We start from the raw sequence: 14564 nt of genomic DNA on the forward strand, positions 1-14564 counted from the left end.
CCTCCGGTGGATGGTGCGAAGTCGGTTCAGAAGTCGGGTCGGACGATCAGCCGGTGGCGCCGAAACCGGCGGACACGCAGTTGATCGACAGCAGCAGGGCCTTGCGGAATTCCTCCTTCCGCGCGGCGTCGTCGGTCATGCGGAAGGCGCGCAGCAGCGAAATCTGCTGGCGGCTCACCTGGTTGACCACCGGCAGCCGGTGGTCGAGTTTCTGGCGGTAGTCGGGGAAGCGCTCGGCCAGGCCGCGGGTGCCCGACAGGCGCAGGATCTGCGTGCGCGTGATGTCGTATTCGCGGGCGATCATGCCGAACACCTCTTCGCGCACGCCGGCGTCGGCCACCAGCTGGCTGTATTCGCGGGCGATGTCGAGATCGACCACGGCCAGCGTCTTTTCCACTTCATCGACGATCAGGCGGAACAGCGGCGACTCGTTGAACATGCGCGCCAGCAGCGCTTCGCCACTGGCACCGCGCACACCGATGAAATTGGCGAGGCTGGAGCCGACGCCGTACCAGCCGGTGACGATGTGGCGGTTCTGCGACCAGGCAAACACCCACGGGATCGCGCGCAGTTCGGCCAGCGACTTGGCGCCGAAGCGGCGCGCCGGGCGCGAGCCGATATTGAGCAGCGAAATCTCTTCCAGCGGACTGGCTTCCTGGAAGTAGCCGACCAGCGCCGGATTCGAGATCAGGTTCTGGTAGGCTGCGTGCGCGGCACCGGACAGCGCTTCGAGCGCGTCGTCGAACTCCGGCACCGCATGCGGGCCGTCGGCGCGGCCGGATTTCAGCGCGTGGTCGAACACGCTGGCGGCCAGCAGTTCGAGGTTGAAGGCGGCCGTCCCCTTGTTGGCGTACTTGCTCGAAATCACCTCGCCCTGCTCGGTCAGCCGGAACAGGCCCTGGATCGAACCGGCCGGCTGCGCGGCGATCGCGCGCCCGGCCGGCACGCCGCCGCGGCTGACCGAACCGCCGCGACCGTGGAAGAAGGCGATCTTGACGCCGGCTTCGCCGCCGACCGCGGTGAGCTTCTGCTGCGCCTTGAACAGCTCCCAGTTCGACGACAGGAAGCCGCCGTCCTTGTTCGAGTCCGAGTAGCCGATCATCACTTCCTGCACGCCGCCCAACGCACGCACCGAACGCTTGATCAGCGGCATCGCCAGCAGCTCGCGCATGATGGCCGGTGCGCGGCGCAGGTCGTCGATGGTTTCGAACAGCGGCATGATGGGCAGCGAACAGCGCTCGACGCCGGCCGGGTCGGCGTACAGGCCGGCTTCCTTCGCCAGCAGGTAGACGCCGAGCACGTCCGACACATTGCGCGTCATGCTCAGGATGAAGCTGCCGAAGGCCTCGCGGCCGACGCGCGGGCGCATGTCGGCGATCAGCCGGAACAGGCCCAGCGTTTCGGCGGCCACCGCCGGCAGACCGCTGGTGTCGCGCACACCGGCGCGCGGCGCGGCCAGTTCGGCCAGCAGCCAGTCGCGCCATTCGGTGCTGTCCTGCGCCGGTGCCGGCACGTCCTCCGGTTCGCCGCGGCTGGCGCGCCACAGCGCTTCCAGCGTCTGCGTGACGCGGGTCGAGTTCTCGCGCACGTCGAGGCGCACCGTGCTGAAGCGGAACATTTCGATCTGGCGGCGCAGCGGCACCACTTCGGTGTCGGCGATGCGGCTCAGCTTCGCGTCGCGCAGGCCGGCTTCCAGCGTGCGCAGGTCGGCGATCAGGCGATCGGCCGATTCATAGCCACGACGACAGGCCGCGCCCTCTTCCGCCTGGGTGCAGGTGATGGTGTCGTCCAGCTTGCCCAGCACACACACCAGGAACTGGCGGAAGGGTTCGCCCGGATTGCGCGCGGCGATCGCATTGCCCTCGCCGCTTTCCTCCAGCGCCAGCATCAGCGCGTCGCGGAACTCACCGGACAGCACGAGCGACGCTTCGGTCACCGACAGGCCGCGCAGCAGTTCCAGCACCGACTGACGGTGACGGCGCAGGCTGGCCAGCCGGCATTCGACCAGCGCACCGCGCGTGATCGCGTTGGTGACGAAGGGGTTGCCGTCGCGGTCGCCGCCTATCCAGGAACCGAATTCGAGGAAGCCCGGCAGATCCGCCTCGCCGAAATGCTGCGTCATCGCCTCGTCGGCGCGCGCCAGCACGTCGGGGCCGACCTCGAACAGCGTTTCGTTGAAGAAGTGCAGGCCCCAGGCGATTTCCTGCGACACATTCGGCTTTTCCAGACGCAGTTCGCCGGTCAGCCACAGCAGTTCGATCTCGTTGCGCAGCGTGTCTTCGAGGTCATGACGCTCGCGCGGCGTCCAGCGCGGCGATTCAAGCTCGATCAGCATGCGGTAGATGCGGCGATGCCGCTCGAGCACGGTGACGCGCTTGGCTTCGGTCGGGTGCGCGGTCAGCACCGGGCGCACCTTGAGGCCGGCGAAGGCTTCGCGCACGCGCTCCGGCGACAGACCGGCCTTCTTCGCCGAGGCCAGCACGCTGGCGAAGGTGCCGGGCAGGCTTTCGCGGCCCTGGTGGCGCTCGATTTCGCGCCGCTTGCGCATGGCGCCGTTCTGTTCCGCGATCGACAGCAGCTGGAACAGGATGCCCTGGGCCTGGATGGCACGGCCCAGCATCTGCGGGGAAAGGCTGTTGCCCGACTCGCCGGCAAGCACCGGCAGCAGTTCGGGATGGTGACGTTCGACCACTTCGCGCAGCAGCGAAAACAGCAGGTCGATCGCCTTTTCCGAGAAAGCCGCCCCGGAGGCGTCGGCAGACGCGGGAACGGAAATGGGATCACTCACCACGGTGGGAGTCTCGCAGGCTGGTGGCGGGCGTCCGCCCCACCGGGGCGGACGGAAAGCAGGGCGCGCTCCGCACGCCCCGTGCTGCTCTGCTCTTACAGCTTGGCCAGGACGGAGGCCACGGTGCTGCCCAGCTCGCCGGCGCTCGGCGCGACGGTCAGGCCGAAGGAACGCATGATTTCCGACTTCTCTGCAGCCGAGTCACCGGCCGCCGAGATGATGGCGCCGGCGTGGCCCATGCGGCGGCCCTTCGGTGCGGTCAGGCCGGCGACGTAGCCGATCACCGGCTTCTTCATGTTCTCCTTCACCCAGGCGGACGCTTCGGCTTCCTGCGGGCCGCCGATTTCGCCGATCATCACCACGGCGTGGGTGTCCGGGTCTTCCTGGAACTTCATCAGGTGGTCGAGGAAGGACGAGCCGTTGATCGGGTCGCCGCCGATGCCGACCGAGGTTGACACGCCAATGCCCAGCTGCTTCATCTGCGCAGCCGCTTCGTAGCCCAGCGTGCCCGAACGCGACACAATGCCGATGTTGCCCTGCTTGTAGATGTGGCCCGGCATGATGCCCAGCATGGCCTTGCCCGGGCTGATGATGCCGGCGCAGTTCGGGCCGACCATCAGCGTGCGACGCTCCTTCGGGTAGCGCATGAAGTAGCGCTTGACGCGCATCATGTCCTGCGCCGGGATGCCGTCGGTGATCGAGCACACCAGTTGGATGCCGGCGTCGGCCGCTTCCATGATGGCGTCGGCGCAGAAGGCCGGCGCGACGAAGGTGATCGACGCTTCGGCACCGGTCGCGGCGACCGCGTCCGCCACCGTGTTGAACACCGGCTTGCCGAGGTGAGTGGTGCCGCCCTTGCCCGGGGTCACGCCGCCGACGACGTTGGTGCCGTACTCGATCATCTCCTTGGCGTGGAAGGTACCTTTGTCGCCGGTGAAGCCCTGGACGATGATCTTGGTCTTTTCGTTGATCAGAATGCTCATGTCTAAATCCTCTTGTGCTCAGCTGGCGGCGTGGGCGCGGGCGGCATCGACCGCCTTCTGGGCCGCTTCGGTCAGCGAATCGGCGCTGATGATGGGCAGACCGCTCTCACGGATGATGCGACGGCCTTCTTCCTCGTTCGTACCGGCCAGACGGACGATCAGCGGCACCGTGATGTCGATGTCGTTGCAGGCCTGAACCACGCCCTGGGCCACCCAGTCGCAGCGGTTGATACCGGCGAAAATGTTCACCAGGATGGCCTTCACGTTCTTGTCCGACAGCACCAGGCGGAAGGAATTGGCCACGCGCTCGGGCGAGGCGCCGCCGCCGACGTCGAGGAAGTTGGCCGGTGCGCCGCCGGCGTACTTGATGGTGTCCATCGTGGCCATGGCCAGACCGGCACCATTGATGATGCAGCCGATGTCACCGTCGAGGCCGACGTAGTTCAGGTTGTGCTCGGCGGCCTGCACTTCGCGCGGATCCTCCTGCGACGGATCGCGCATGTCAGCCACGGCACGCTGGCGGAACATCGCGTTGTCGTCGAAGGACATCTTGGCGTCCAGCGCCAGTACGCGGTCGTCCTTGGTCACGACCAGCGGGTTGATTTCGACCATGGTGGCGTCGAGGTCGCGGAAGGCGCGGTAGGCGCCCATGATCGCGGTCACCGCACGCGACACCTGCTTGATCGACAGGCCCAGACCGAAAGCGATCTGGCGGGCCTGGAAAGCCTGCAGGCCGACCGCCGGTTCGACCACGACCTGCATGATCTTTTCCGGAGCACTGTGTGCCAATTCTTCAATTTCCATCCCACCTTCGGCAGAGGCGATGACGCGAACGCGCTCGGCTTTGCGGTCCAGCACGATGCCCAGATAGAGTTCGCGCTCGAACGGCTCGGCCACTTCCACGTAGACGCGCTGAACGGGCTTGCCTTCCGGGCCGGTCTGGATGGTCACCAGGCGCTTGCCCAGCAGTTCGCGGGCGGCGGCATCGACCTCATGGTAGGTCTTGCACAGCTTGATGCCGCCAGCCTTGCCGCGGGCTCCGGAGTGCACCTGGGCCTTCACCGCCCAGTGCCAGCCGCCCAGTTCCGTCGCCGTATAGACGGCCTGGTCGGGGCTGTAGGCCACGCTGCCGCGCGGCACCGGCACGCCGAAGCCCGCCAAAAGCTCTTTCGCTTGGTACTCGTGAATGTCCATGCTTCACCTTCTGTCGTGTGGAAGAGAGTGGTGGTTCATCGCTGAACCGCGAGGTGCCCGCACAGGGTCGAACACCGGATTCGTTGTAAAGAATTATGGATGAGGTCTTTTCAATTAAGCTTCACTTATACTTATCACGGCAATAAGAAAGTCCGATACGAGGCCCTTGATCCATCAGATATAGTCTGCTTGCCTTGTATTACTTCATAAGGCCTGCAGAGGACGCGGGCCGAAAGCTCACTCAGAAAGGTAATCCGAATGTTTGACCCGAAACAGACCATCGCCCATTCCGACCCCGAACTGTGGGCCGCCATGGAAGCGGAGTACGCCCGTCAGGAACACCACATCGAGCTGATCGCGTCGGAAAACTACGCCAGCCCGGCGGTCATGGAAGCCCAGGGCTCCGTACTGACGAACAAGTACGCCGAAGGTTATCCGGGCAAGCGTTACTACGGTGGCTGTGAGCATGTTGACGTCGCGGAACAGCTGGCGATCGATCGCCTCAAGGCACTGTTCGGCGCCGAATACGCCAACGTGCAGCCGCATTCGGGTTCGCAGGCCAACGCTGGTGTCTACATGGCGATGCTGCAGCCGGGCGACACCATCCTGGGCATGTCGCTGGCGCACGGCGGTCACCTGACCCACGGTTCGTCGGTGAACTTCTCCGGCAAGATCTACAAGGGCGTGGCCTACGGTCTCGATCCCGAAACCGAAGCGATCGACTACGCACAGGTCGAAGCGCTGGCCAAGGAACACAAGCCGAAGATGATCGTGGCCGGTGCGTCCGCCTACGCCCTGCACATCGATTTCAAGCGCTTCCGCGAAATCGCTGATTCGGTCGGCGCCTACCTGCTTGTCGACATGGCCCACTACTCCGGCCTGGTCGCTGCCGGCCTGTACCCGAGCCCGATCGGCATCGCCGACTTCGTCACCTCGACCACGCACAAGACGCTGCGCGGCCCGCGCGGTGGCGTGATCATGGCCAAGGCAGAGTTTGAGAAGCCGCTGAATTCGATGATTTTCCCGGGTATCCAGGGCGGTCCGCTGATGCACGTCATCGCGGCCAAGGCCGTCGCCTTCAAGGAAGCCGCGACCCCGGAATTCAAGACTTACCAGCAACAGGTGCTGAAGAACGCCCAGGTGATGGCCGAAACGCTCGTCGAGCGTGGCGTGCGCATCGTTTCGGGCCGCACCCAGTCCCACCTGTTCCTCGTCGATCTGCGTGCCAAAAACATCACTGGCAAGGACGCAGAAGCAGCGCTGGGCCGTGCACACATCACGGTCAATAAGAATGCCATCCCGAACGACCCGCAAAAGCCGTTCGTGACCAGTGGCATTCGAATCGGCAGCCCTGCCATGACGACCCGCGGCTTTAAGGAAGCCGAGGCGAAGCAAGTTGCAAATCTGATCGTGGACGTGCTGGACGCACCGAACGACGACGCCGTGATCGCACGTGTGGTCGCCGACGTCACCAAGCTGTGCGACGCGTTCCCGGTCTACGGCCGCAACAAATAAAACAAGCGGTCAGCCACCCCGACACCTTTCAAAGCAATTACAGGAGTTTCGCCATGTCTCGAATCGCCGGTCGTAACCATCTTTACGTGCCTGGTCCCACCAACACGCCGGAGCGCATCCTGCGCGCCATGGTCGTGCCGCAGGAAGACCACCGCTCGCCCAAGTTCCCGGAACTGGCGCTGTCGGTGCTGGCCGACCTGAAGAAGGTGTTCAAGACGACCGAAGGCACCATCTTCACCTTCCCGGCATCCGGTACCGGCATGTGGGAAGCGGCGCTGACCAACACGCTGTCGCCGGGCGACAAGGTGCTGTGCTCGCGCTTCGGCCAGTTCAGCCACCTGTGGGCCGACATGGCGCAGCGTCTGGGCTTCGAAGTCCAGGTGCTCGACGTCGAGTGGGGCACCGGCGTGCCCTATGACCAGTACGAAGAAATCCTGCGCGCCGACAAGGAGCACAAGATCAAGGCCGTGCTGGCCTGCCAGAACGAGACCGCCACCGGTGTGTCGAGCGACATCGCCAAGGTGCGCAAGGCGATGAACAACGCCAACCACCCGGCGCTGCTGATGGTCAACACCGTGTCGTCGCTGGTGTCGATCGACTTCCGCATGGACGAGTGGGGCGTTGACTGCACGGTGTCCGGTTCGCAGAAGGGCTTCATGCTGCCGGCCGGCATGGGCATCCTGGGCATGAGCCCGAAGGCGCTGAAGGCGATGGAAACCGCGACCTCACGTCGCTGCTACTTCGACATCGGCGACATGATGCGCAACAACGCCACCGGCTACTTCCCCTACACGCCGTCGATCCCGATGCTGTACGGCATGCGTGAAGCGCTGAACACCATTTTCGAGGAAGGCCTGGAGAACATCTTCGCCCGCCACGAATACCTGGCCAACGGTGTCCGCGCCGCCGTCCAGGAAGGCTGGAAGCTGAACCTGTGCGCCAAGGCACCGGAGTGGTACTCGAACACCGTCAGCGCCATTCTGGTGCCGGAAGGTTTCGACGCCGCCAAGGTGATCAGCAATGCGTACAACAAGTACAACCTGTCGCTGGGCGCTGGCCTGTCGAAGGTTGCCGGCAAGGTGTTCCGCATCGGTCACCTCGGCGACCTGAACGCGCTGTCGCTGATGAGCGCGATCGCCGGTGCCGAAATGTCGATGCTGGACAACGGCATCAACGTCACCCCGGGTTCGGGCGTGGCGGCTGCCTCGACCTACTGGCGCACGAACGCTCCGCAGGCGAAGTAATATTGCGGCGGCCCGCTCCGGCGGGCCTGCGTGTCTGCTGCTCGGCCGGGTTCGCCCGGCCTTTTACATCCATAGAACAGAAGGAAGAGACATGTCGCACCACGTTGTGTTTCTCGACCGCTCCACGCTGAAGGCCAATGTCCGTCGTCCGTCCTTCGACCACACCTGGGCCGAGTACGACACCACCGCCCCGGACCAGATCGTCGAACGCCTGAAGGACGCCACCGTCGCCATCACCAACAAGGTGCCGCTGCGCGGCGACGTGCTGGCCCAGCTGCCGAATCTGAAGATGATCGGCGTGGCCGCCACCGGCTACGACGTGATCGACGTGCCGGCCTGCCGCGAGCGCGGCATCGTCGTGTCCAACATCCGCAACTACGCGGTGCACACCGTGCCGGAACACGCGTTCGCGCTGATCCTGGCCCTGCGCCGCAGCATCATCGCCTACCGCCAGGACGTCGAGCGCGGCCGCTGGCAGGAAGTGGACCAGTTCTGCTTCTTCGACCACCCGATCTACGACCTCTTCGACAGCACCATCGGCATCTTCGGTGAAGGCGTGCTCGGTCAGGGCACGGCCAAGATCGCCCGCGGCTTCGGCATGAAGGTGCTGTTCGCCGACCACCCGGGCCCGAAGGCGCCGGGCGTGGAATTCACGCCGGTCGAGGAAGTGCTGGCCCAGTCCGACATCATTTCGCTGCACTGCCCGCTGACGCCGGAAAGCCGGAACATGTTCAGCATGGAGCAGTTCAAGAAGATGAAGCGCAGCGCCATCCTGATCAACACCGCCCGCGGCGGCCTGGTGCACGAGGAAGACCTGGTGACCGCGCTGAAGGAAGGCATCATCGGCGGCGCCGGTTTCGACGTGCTGACCAAGGAACCGCCGAAGGAAGGCAACCCGCTGCTCGACCTGCGCCTGCCCAACTTCATCCTGACGCCGCACGTGGCCTGGGCCTCGGACGGCGCGATGCAGTTCCTGGCCGACCAGCTGATCGACAACGTCGAAGCCTACGTCAAGGGCAGCCCCGTCAATACCGTGACCTGATCAGAGCACGCCGGCTGTGCGGCCGGCGGCCTACCCCCTTTCAGACCTCCGAGACATCACAATGAAAAAACTGCTTTACCAATTCGATACCGATGAACATCCGTCGGTGTTCGACAGCGTCGTGTGCCACGACGGCGGCGCGGACCACGTGATCGGTTACGGCGGCGTGCATCCGCACAACGTCGGCGCAATGGTCAACGGTGCGATCTTCACCCGCGCACCGAAGGACAAGAAGAACACCGCCATCTTCATCGGCGGCAGCAACATGGCCGAAGGCGAGACGCTGTTCAAGGCGGTCAAGAAAAAGTTCTTCTCGAACTTCCGCGTGTCGGTGATGCTCGACTCCAACGGCTCGAACACCACGGCTGCCGCCTGCGTGGCCTGGCTGGCGCACAGCGGTTCGCTCAAGGGCAAGAAGGCGGTCATCCTCGGCGGCACCGGCCCGGTCGGCACGCGTGCTGCAGTGATGCTCGCCAGCGAGGGCGCCACGGTGACGCTGGTGTCGCGCAAGATCGCCACCGCCGAAGAAGCGGCCAAGCAGCTCAAGGCCAACTTCAACCTCGACGTCGGCGTCGCCGAAGCGGCTGACAACGACGCCCGCGCCCGCGCCATCGAAGGCGCGAACGTAGTCATCGCCACCGGCGCTGGCGGCATCCAGCTGCTGGAAGAGCGTCACTGGAAAGACAACCGGACGCTGGAAATGATTGCCGACGCCAACGCGACGCCGCCGCTGGGCATCGAAGGCATCGACATGATGGACAAGGGCGTGGTCAAGCATGGCAAGATCGTGTTCGGCGCCATCGGCTTCGGCGCGCTGAAGATCGCGCTGCAGCGCGCCTGCGTCGGCAAGCTGTTCGAAAGCAACGACATTTCGCTCGACGCGTCGGAAATCTACGCGATGGCGAAAACCATGGTGGGCTGAGCCATGACGATGATCAAGGACAAGCCGGTCACCACCTTCCTCGACGAGCTCGCCTCCAGCGCGCCGACCCCGGGCGGCGGCAGTGCCGCCGCCATCATGGGCGGCATGGGCGCGGCGCTGGTCAGCATGGTGTGCAACCTGACCATCGGCAAGAAGGCCTACGTCGAAGTCGAAGGCGAAATGAAGGATCTGCTGGCCAAGGCGGAAGCACTGCGCGCCCAGCTGACCGACTTCATCCGCGCCGACGTCGAAGCCTTCGACGGCCTGATGGCCGCTTACGGTCTGCCGAAGGACACCGACGAGCAGAAGGCCGCCCGTTCGGCCGCGATCCAGGACGGTCTGAGGAAGGCGACCGACGCACCGCTGGCCTGCGCCCGCGCCTGCGCCGACGTGATCGCGCTGTCGCTGGTCGCCGCCGAGAAGGGCAACAAGAACGTCGTATCGGACGCCGGTGTGGCCGCTCTGGCCGCCGTCGCCGCGCTGCGTTCGGCCGCACTGAACGTCAACATCAACGTGCCCAGCATCAAGGACGCCGATTTCGCCGCTTCGCGCCGTGCCGAAACCGACGCCCTGCTGGCCAAGTGGGTGGCCGAGGCTGACCGTGTCGTCGAGGTCGTGAAGAGCAAGCTCTGATCCGTCTGCTCCGCATCTTCAAGGGCGCCTGCGGGCGCCCTTTTTTCGTTCAGCGCATGCGCGCGCCTACTGCTGCGCCTGGATCTGCGCCTGCACCCGGTTCAGCCATTCGCGCATCGTTGCCAGCAGTTCGCCCTGGCTGAACGAACAGCTTTCTCCCGAAAACAGCCGCGCCGATTCGAGCCGCATCAGCAGGCCGTCGAGTACTTCGCGCCACTTGGCCGGCAGCGTCGCGTCGTCCACACCATGGCGACGCCAGGTTGCGATCAGCGCATCCATGTCGATGCGCCCTGCTTCGAAATCGGCCAGCGAACGGCCCAGTGCTTCGTTCATCGCTATCCTTTCCCATGTCGGAACAAGCGTTCCCGCGGCCTGCCGCTTGCGCCGGTACCAAGGCATGCGCGTACAATCGCGACCCTGGTTGCATTGCACAATAATTCGCCCGACCGACGGTCGCGGCAGCCGGGAGTCCGCATGAGTCTGTACGCCCTCGACGGCAAGACACCTGTCGTCCATTCCAGCACCTGGATCGCACCCAGCGCGAGCATCATCGGCGACGCCGAACTGAAGGCGGACACCAGCGTGTGGTTCGGTGCGGTCATCCGCGCCGATAACGACCACATCTCGATCGGCGAGCGATCGAATGTACAGGATGGCGCGGTGCTGCACATCGACGACGGCGTGCCACTGACCATAGGCAGCGACGTCACCATCGGCCACCACGCGATGCTGCACGGCTGCACCGTCGGCGACGGCTCGCTGGTCGGCATCCACGCCGTCATCCTCAACCGCGTGGTGATCGGCCGCAACTGCCTGATCGGCGCCAATGCGCTGATTCCGGAGGGCCGCGTCATCCCTGACCGTTCCCTGGTCCTCGGTTCGCCCGGCCGCGTGGTGCGCCAGCTCACCGACGAAGAGGTCGAAGGGCTGATGCGCAGCGCCGCCGGCTACGTCGAGAAATCGCGCCTGTACCGTGACAGTCTGCAGGCCGTCCCCCGGGTCTGATGACCTTGGGGACTGACGTACCCTTCAGCCCGGCGCGCAGGCGGTCGTTATCCCGGTGAACCACCGACATCGGGAGACCGCAATGACCCAGCGCACCCACTTCTTCTTCACCGGCGCCCACGTGCTGCCGGCCGTCATGCTGGCCGCCAGCGGCGAAACCACGGTGATGGCGGTGCTGACCTATCTGGCGCTGCTCGGCGTCGCACTGCTGTCGGCGATGGGCGAGGAGCACGCCCGCGTGCCGGTGCGCATCAAGGCCGACGAAGAGCGGGACATCCACCGTCGCCGCTGAAATCCCCGGCCGCTATACTCCCGTCGTCATGACGATTGCGGGAGCACAAATGAAATACCCCCTCTGGCTGCTGCTTGCAGCCTGCGTGTCCGGCGCGAATGCGGCCGAACCGTCTGCCGCGCGGCGCGAAGGCATCGTGGTCAACCTGAACGCCGAAGCGTCCCGTTTCGCCCAGAACGACCTTGCACGCGCTCAGGCCTACATCGAACTGGGCGACGCCACGCCCGGACCGCTGGCGAAGAAGGTGAATGCGGCGATGCAGGCCGCCCTCGCCACGACCAAGCCCTACACCAGCGTGAAGGTGCGCAGCGGCAACACCTCGACATATCCGGTCTACAGCAAGAACGGCCGCACCATCGAAAGCTGGCGCATGCGCTCGGAGCTACTTCTGGAATCGAAGGACCAGGCCGCGCTGTCCGAATTGCTGGGCAAGCTGCAGACGCAACTGGCGGTCGGCCAGCTGACGCTCGAACCGAGCGAGGACACCGCGCGCGAAGCAGAGAACGCCGCCATCGGCGACGCCATCGCCGCCTTCAACGCACGCGCGAAGATCGTCGCCGCGTCGCTCGGCGGCAACTGGCGCGTGCTGCACATGAATGTGAACAACACCTCCGGCATGCCGCCGCCGCGCCCGCTGATGCGCAGCAAGGTGGCGATGGCCGAAGCGGCGATGGCCGACATGCCGGTCGAAGCCGGCGAATCGCGCGTCAGCGTGAACATCAGCGGACAGATCGAGATTGACCGCAAGTAAGCCGGCACTCACGCTCACTGCAGCGCTGCTGCTGGCGGGTTGCGGCACGCTGCCGGTGCCGGTGCCGGCGCCGGCGCCGGCGCCCGATGCGCCGGCCGCACCGCAGCCGCCTGTCGTACAGACACCGACGACGGCCCTGCAGCTGGCCGACGACGCCCACGCGCAGGACGCGGTGATCTATGCGCTCGGGCTGATCGGCAACCAGTATCGCTTCGGCGGTCGCAACCCGGACAGCGGGCTGGACTGCAGCGGCATGGTGAGCTGGATATTCGAGCAGGTGGCAGGCATCCGCCTGCCGCACAACGCGGCGCAGATCGCCCGCCTGGCGCGCCCGGTCGATCGCGCGTCGCTGCAGCCGGGCGACCTGGTGTTCTTCAACACCAGCGGCAAGCCGCACTCGCATATGGGCATCTACGCCGGCGAAGGACGCTTCATCCACGCGCCGAGCACACGTGGCAAGTACGTACGCACCGACGCGCTGGACAACGGCTGGTTCGCGTCGCGCATCAGCGGGCTGCGCACGCTGCGTCGCGACGTCTGAACATCCGGAAAAACGACGAAATCCGCCTGACGATGGTCAGGGCTTGCTGCGCGGCACCTGCACGAACACTTCGCCCGGCTTGACCAGGCCCAGTTCGATGCGTGCACGCTCTTCGACGGCGTCAAAACCGGTCTTGAGGTCTTTCACATCCGCCTCCAGCGCAACGTTGCGCGCTTCGAGCCGGCTGTTGAGCGCGCGCTGCGCTTCCAGCGCACGCTCGGCTTCCCATGCCTGCAGCCACCCGCCCTTGCCGAGCCAGAGCGGGTACTGCAGCGCGGCGATCAGCGCCACCAGCAACAAGGACGGCCAGTGACGGACCATGATCGCCGACCTGCCCGCTTACTTGCGCAGGTTGTAGAACGCCGAAGCGCCCGGGTACCACGCGGTATCACCGAGGTCTTCTTCGATGCGCAGCAACTGGTTGTACTTGGCAATGCGGTCGGAGCGGCTGAGCGAACCGGTCTTGATCTGCATCGCGTTCAGGCCGACCGCGATGTCAGCGATGGTGCTGTCCTCGGTTTCGCCCGAGCGGTGTGAAATGACGGCGGTGTAGCTGGCGCGCTTCGCCATTTCGACGGCGGCGAAGGTTTCGGTCAGGGTGCCGATCTGGTTGATCTTGATCAGGATGGAGTTGGCGATGCCGCGGGCAATGCCTTCCTTCAGGATCTTGGTGTTGGTGACGAACAGGTCGTCGCCGACGATCTGCACGCGGCTGCCCAGGCGCTCGGTCAGCAGCTTCCAGCCGTCCCAGTCGTTTTCCGCCATGCCGTCTTCGATGCTGACGATGGGGAACTTGTCGGCCAGCGTGGCGAGGTAGTCGACCAGCTGTGCCGATTCCATCGTCAGGCCGGCACCTTCGAGGTGGTACTTGCCGTCCTTGTAGAACTCGGAGGCGGCGCAGTCCAGCGCCAGCACCAGGTCGCGGCCCGGCTCGTAGCCGGCGGCCGAGGCGGCGTCGAGAATCATGTTCAGTGCTTCTTCGGCGCTGCCGACGTTGGGTGCGAAACCGCCTTCGTCACCGACCGTGGTCGGGTAGCCCTTCTTGTCGGTGAGCTTCTTCAGCGCGTGGAACACTTCGGCGCCCATGCGCAGCGCTTCGCGGAAGCTGGTCACGCCGACCGGCATGATCATGCATTCCTGGAAGTCCAGGCTGTTATTGGCGTGCGCGCCGCCGTTGATCACGTTCATCATCGGCACCGGCATGGCCATGCCACCCGAGCCGCCGAAGTAGCGGTACAGCGGCAGGCCGGCTTCTTCGGCCGCCGCCTTGGCCACCGCCATCGACACCGCCAGCGTGGCGTTGGCGCCGAGACGCGACTTGTTTTCGGTGCCGTCGAGCTCGATCAGGGTCTTGTCGATGAAGGCCTGCTCTTCGGCGTCGAGGCCGATGATGGCTTCGGAAATTTCCGTATTGACGTTCTCGACCGCGGCCAGCACGCCCTTGCCGAGATAGCGGTCCTTGTCACCGTCGCGCAGCTCGATGGCTTCGCGCGAACCGGTCGAGGCGCCGGACGGCACGGCGGCGCGGCCCATGATGCCCGATTCGAGCAGCACGTCCGCTTCAACGGTGGGATTGCCGCGCGAATCCAGTATCTCGCGCGCGACGACATCGACGATTGCACTCATGGTCGCTCCAGGTCCTCAGTAAATTTAT

Annotated in this window: 15 protein-coding genes; 9 read left to right on the forward strand and 6 right to left on the reverse strand. The window is 65.3% G+C overall.

The window, feature by feature from the left end; translation table 11 throughout:
* Nucleotides 1–46 precede the first annotated feature (46 nt).
* From ACQ66H_RS13440 to ACQ66H_RS13450, 3 genes are all read right to left on the reverse strand, one after another.
* Nucleotides 47–2788, reverse strand: coding sequence for a phosphoenolpyruvate carboxylase (locus ACQ66H_RS13440; protein WP_430434448.1), 2742 nt, complete (start codon nucleotides 2786–2788; stop codon nucleotides 47–49).
* Between the two features lie 95 nt (nucleotides 2789–2883).
* Complete coding sequence (gene sucD, locus ACQ66H_RS13445) at nucleotides 2884–3771, reverse strand: succinate--CoA ligase subunit alpha (protein ID WP_018228791.1); 888 nt, start codon at nucleotides 3769–3771, stop codon at nucleotides 2884–2886.
* Nucleotides 3772–3789: 18 nt separating this feature from the next.
* A complete protein-coding gene (locus ACQ66H_RS13450; RefSeq protein ID WP_019917756.1) occupies nucleotides 3790–4965 on the reverse strand; it encodes a malate--CoA ligase subunit beta in 1176 nt (391 codons plus the stop codon).
* 258 nt (nucleotides 4966–5223) lie between these two features.
* Between ACQ66H_RS13450 and glyA the strand changes: the two genes are divergently transcribed.
* From glyA to fchA, 5 genes are all read left to right on the forward strand, one after another.
* Entirely contained in the window at nucleotides 5224–6480 is a 1257-nt protein-coding gene (gene glyA / locus ACQ66H_RS13455; RefSeq protein WP_019917755.1) for a serine hydroxymethyltransferase, read from the forward strand.
* 53 nt (nucleotides 6481–6533) lie between these two features.
* On the forward strand, nucleotides 6534–7724 hold the full coding sequence (locus tag ACQ66H_RS13460; RefSeq protein ID WP_430434449.1) for an aminotransferase class V-fold PLP-dependent enzyme: 1191 nt from the start codon (nucleotides 6534–6536) through the stop codon (nucleotides 7722–7724).
* A 91-nt stretch (nucleotides 7725–7815) separates the two neighbouring features.
* Nucleotides 7816–8766 carry a D-2-hydroxyacid dehydrogenase gene (locus tag ACQ66H_RS13465; protein WP_304004992.1) on the forward strand — a complete coding sequence of 317 codons (951 nt, stop codon included), beginning with the start codon at nucleotides 7816–7818 and terminating at the stop codon, nucleotides 8764–8766.
* Nucleotides 8767–8827: 61 nt separating this feature from the next.
* The gene (locus ACQ66H_RS13470; RefSeq protein ID WP_430434450.1) at nucleotides 8828–9688 is read left to right on the forward strand and encodes an NADP-dependent methylenetetrahydromethanopterin/methylenetetrahydrofolate dehydrogenase; all 861 of its coding nucleotides are present in this window, start codon (nucleotides 8828–8830) and stop codon (nucleotides 9686–9688) included.
* 3 nt (nucleotides 9689–9691) lie between these two features.
* The gene (gene fchA / locus ACQ66H_RS13475) at nucleotides 9692–10321 is read left to right on the forward strand and encodes a methenyltetrahydrofolate cyclohydrolase (protein WP_430434451.1); all 630 of its coding nucleotides are present in this window, start codon (nucleotides 9692–9694) and stop codon (nucleotides 10319–10321) included.
* Between the two features lie 66 nt (nucleotides 10322–10387).
* Here the strand turns inward: fchA and ACQ66H_RS13480 are convergent, their stop codons facing one another.
* The gene (locus tag ACQ66H_RS13480; protein WP_019917745.1) at nucleotides 10388–10654 is read right to left on the reverse strand and encodes a hypothetical protein; all 267 of its coding nucleotides are present in this window, start codon (nucleotides 10652–10654) and stop codon (nucleotides 10388–10390) included.
* 141 nt (nucleotides 10655–10795) lie between these two features.
* On the opposite strand from ACQ66H_RS13480, the gene ACQ66H_RS13485 reads away from it, so the two are divergent.
* The 4 genes from ACQ66H_RS13485 (at nucleotide 10796) to ACQ66H_RS13500 (ending at nucleotide 12910) form a co-directional block, all read left to right on the forward strand.
* Nucleotides 10796–11326 (forward strand): gamma carbonic anhydrase family protein, encoded by a 531-nt coding sequence (locus ACQ66H_RS13485; protein WP_019917743.1) that lies wholly within the window; start codon nucleotides 10796–10798, stop codon nucleotides 11324–11326.
* An 82-nt stretch (nucleotides 11327–11408) separates the two neighbouring features.
* Entirely contained in the window at nucleotides 11409–11618 is a 210-nt protein-coding gene (locus ACQ66H_RS13490; RefSeq protein WP_304004985.1) for a hypothetical protein, read from the forward strand.
* Nucleotides 11619–11667: 49 nt separating this feature from the next.
* Nucleotides 11668–12369, forward strand: a complete 702-nt coding sequence (locus ACQ66H_RS13495) for an SIMPL domain-containing protein (protein ID WP_430434452.1) — start codon at nucleotides 11668–11670, stop codon at nucleotides 12367–12369.
* Nucleotides 12356–12910 carry a C40 family peptidase gene (locus tag ACQ66H_RS13500; protein WP_430434453.1) on the forward strand — a complete coding sequence of 185 codons (555 nt, stop codon included), beginning with the start codon at nucleotides 12356–12358 and terminating at the stop codon, nucleotides 12908–12910. The genes ACQ66H_RS13495 and ACQ66H_RS13500 overlap by 14 nt, the downstream gene beginning before the upstream one ends.
* A 36-nt stretch (nucleotides 12911–12946) precedes the next feature.
* Here the strand turns inward: ACQ66H_RS13500 and ftsB are convergent, their stop codons facing one another.
* Together ftsB and eno are read right to left on the reverse strand one after the other, a co-directional pair.
* The gene (gene ftsB, locus ACQ66H_RS13505; RefSeq protein WP_430434454.1) at nucleotides 12947–13231 is read right to left on the reverse strand and encodes a cell division protein FtsB; all 285 of its coding nucleotides are present in this window, start codon (nucleotides 13229–13231) and stop codon (nucleotides 12947–12949) included.
* An 18-nt stretch (nucleotides 13232–13249) separates the two neighbouring features.
* A complete protein-coding gene (eno, locus tag ACQ66H_RS13510) occupies nucleotides 13250–14536 on the reverse strand; it encodes a phosphopyruvate hydratase (RefSeq protein WP_019917735.1) in 1287 nt (428 codons plus the stop codon).
* Nucleotides 14537–14564: the final 28 nt, after the last annotated feature.

Origin of the sequence: Methyloversatilis sp. (genome assembly GCF_965284615.1) — a bacterium.
Taxonomy (GTDB): Bacteria; Pseudomonadota; Gammaproteobacteria; order Burkholderiales; family Rhodocyclaceae; genus Methyloversatilis.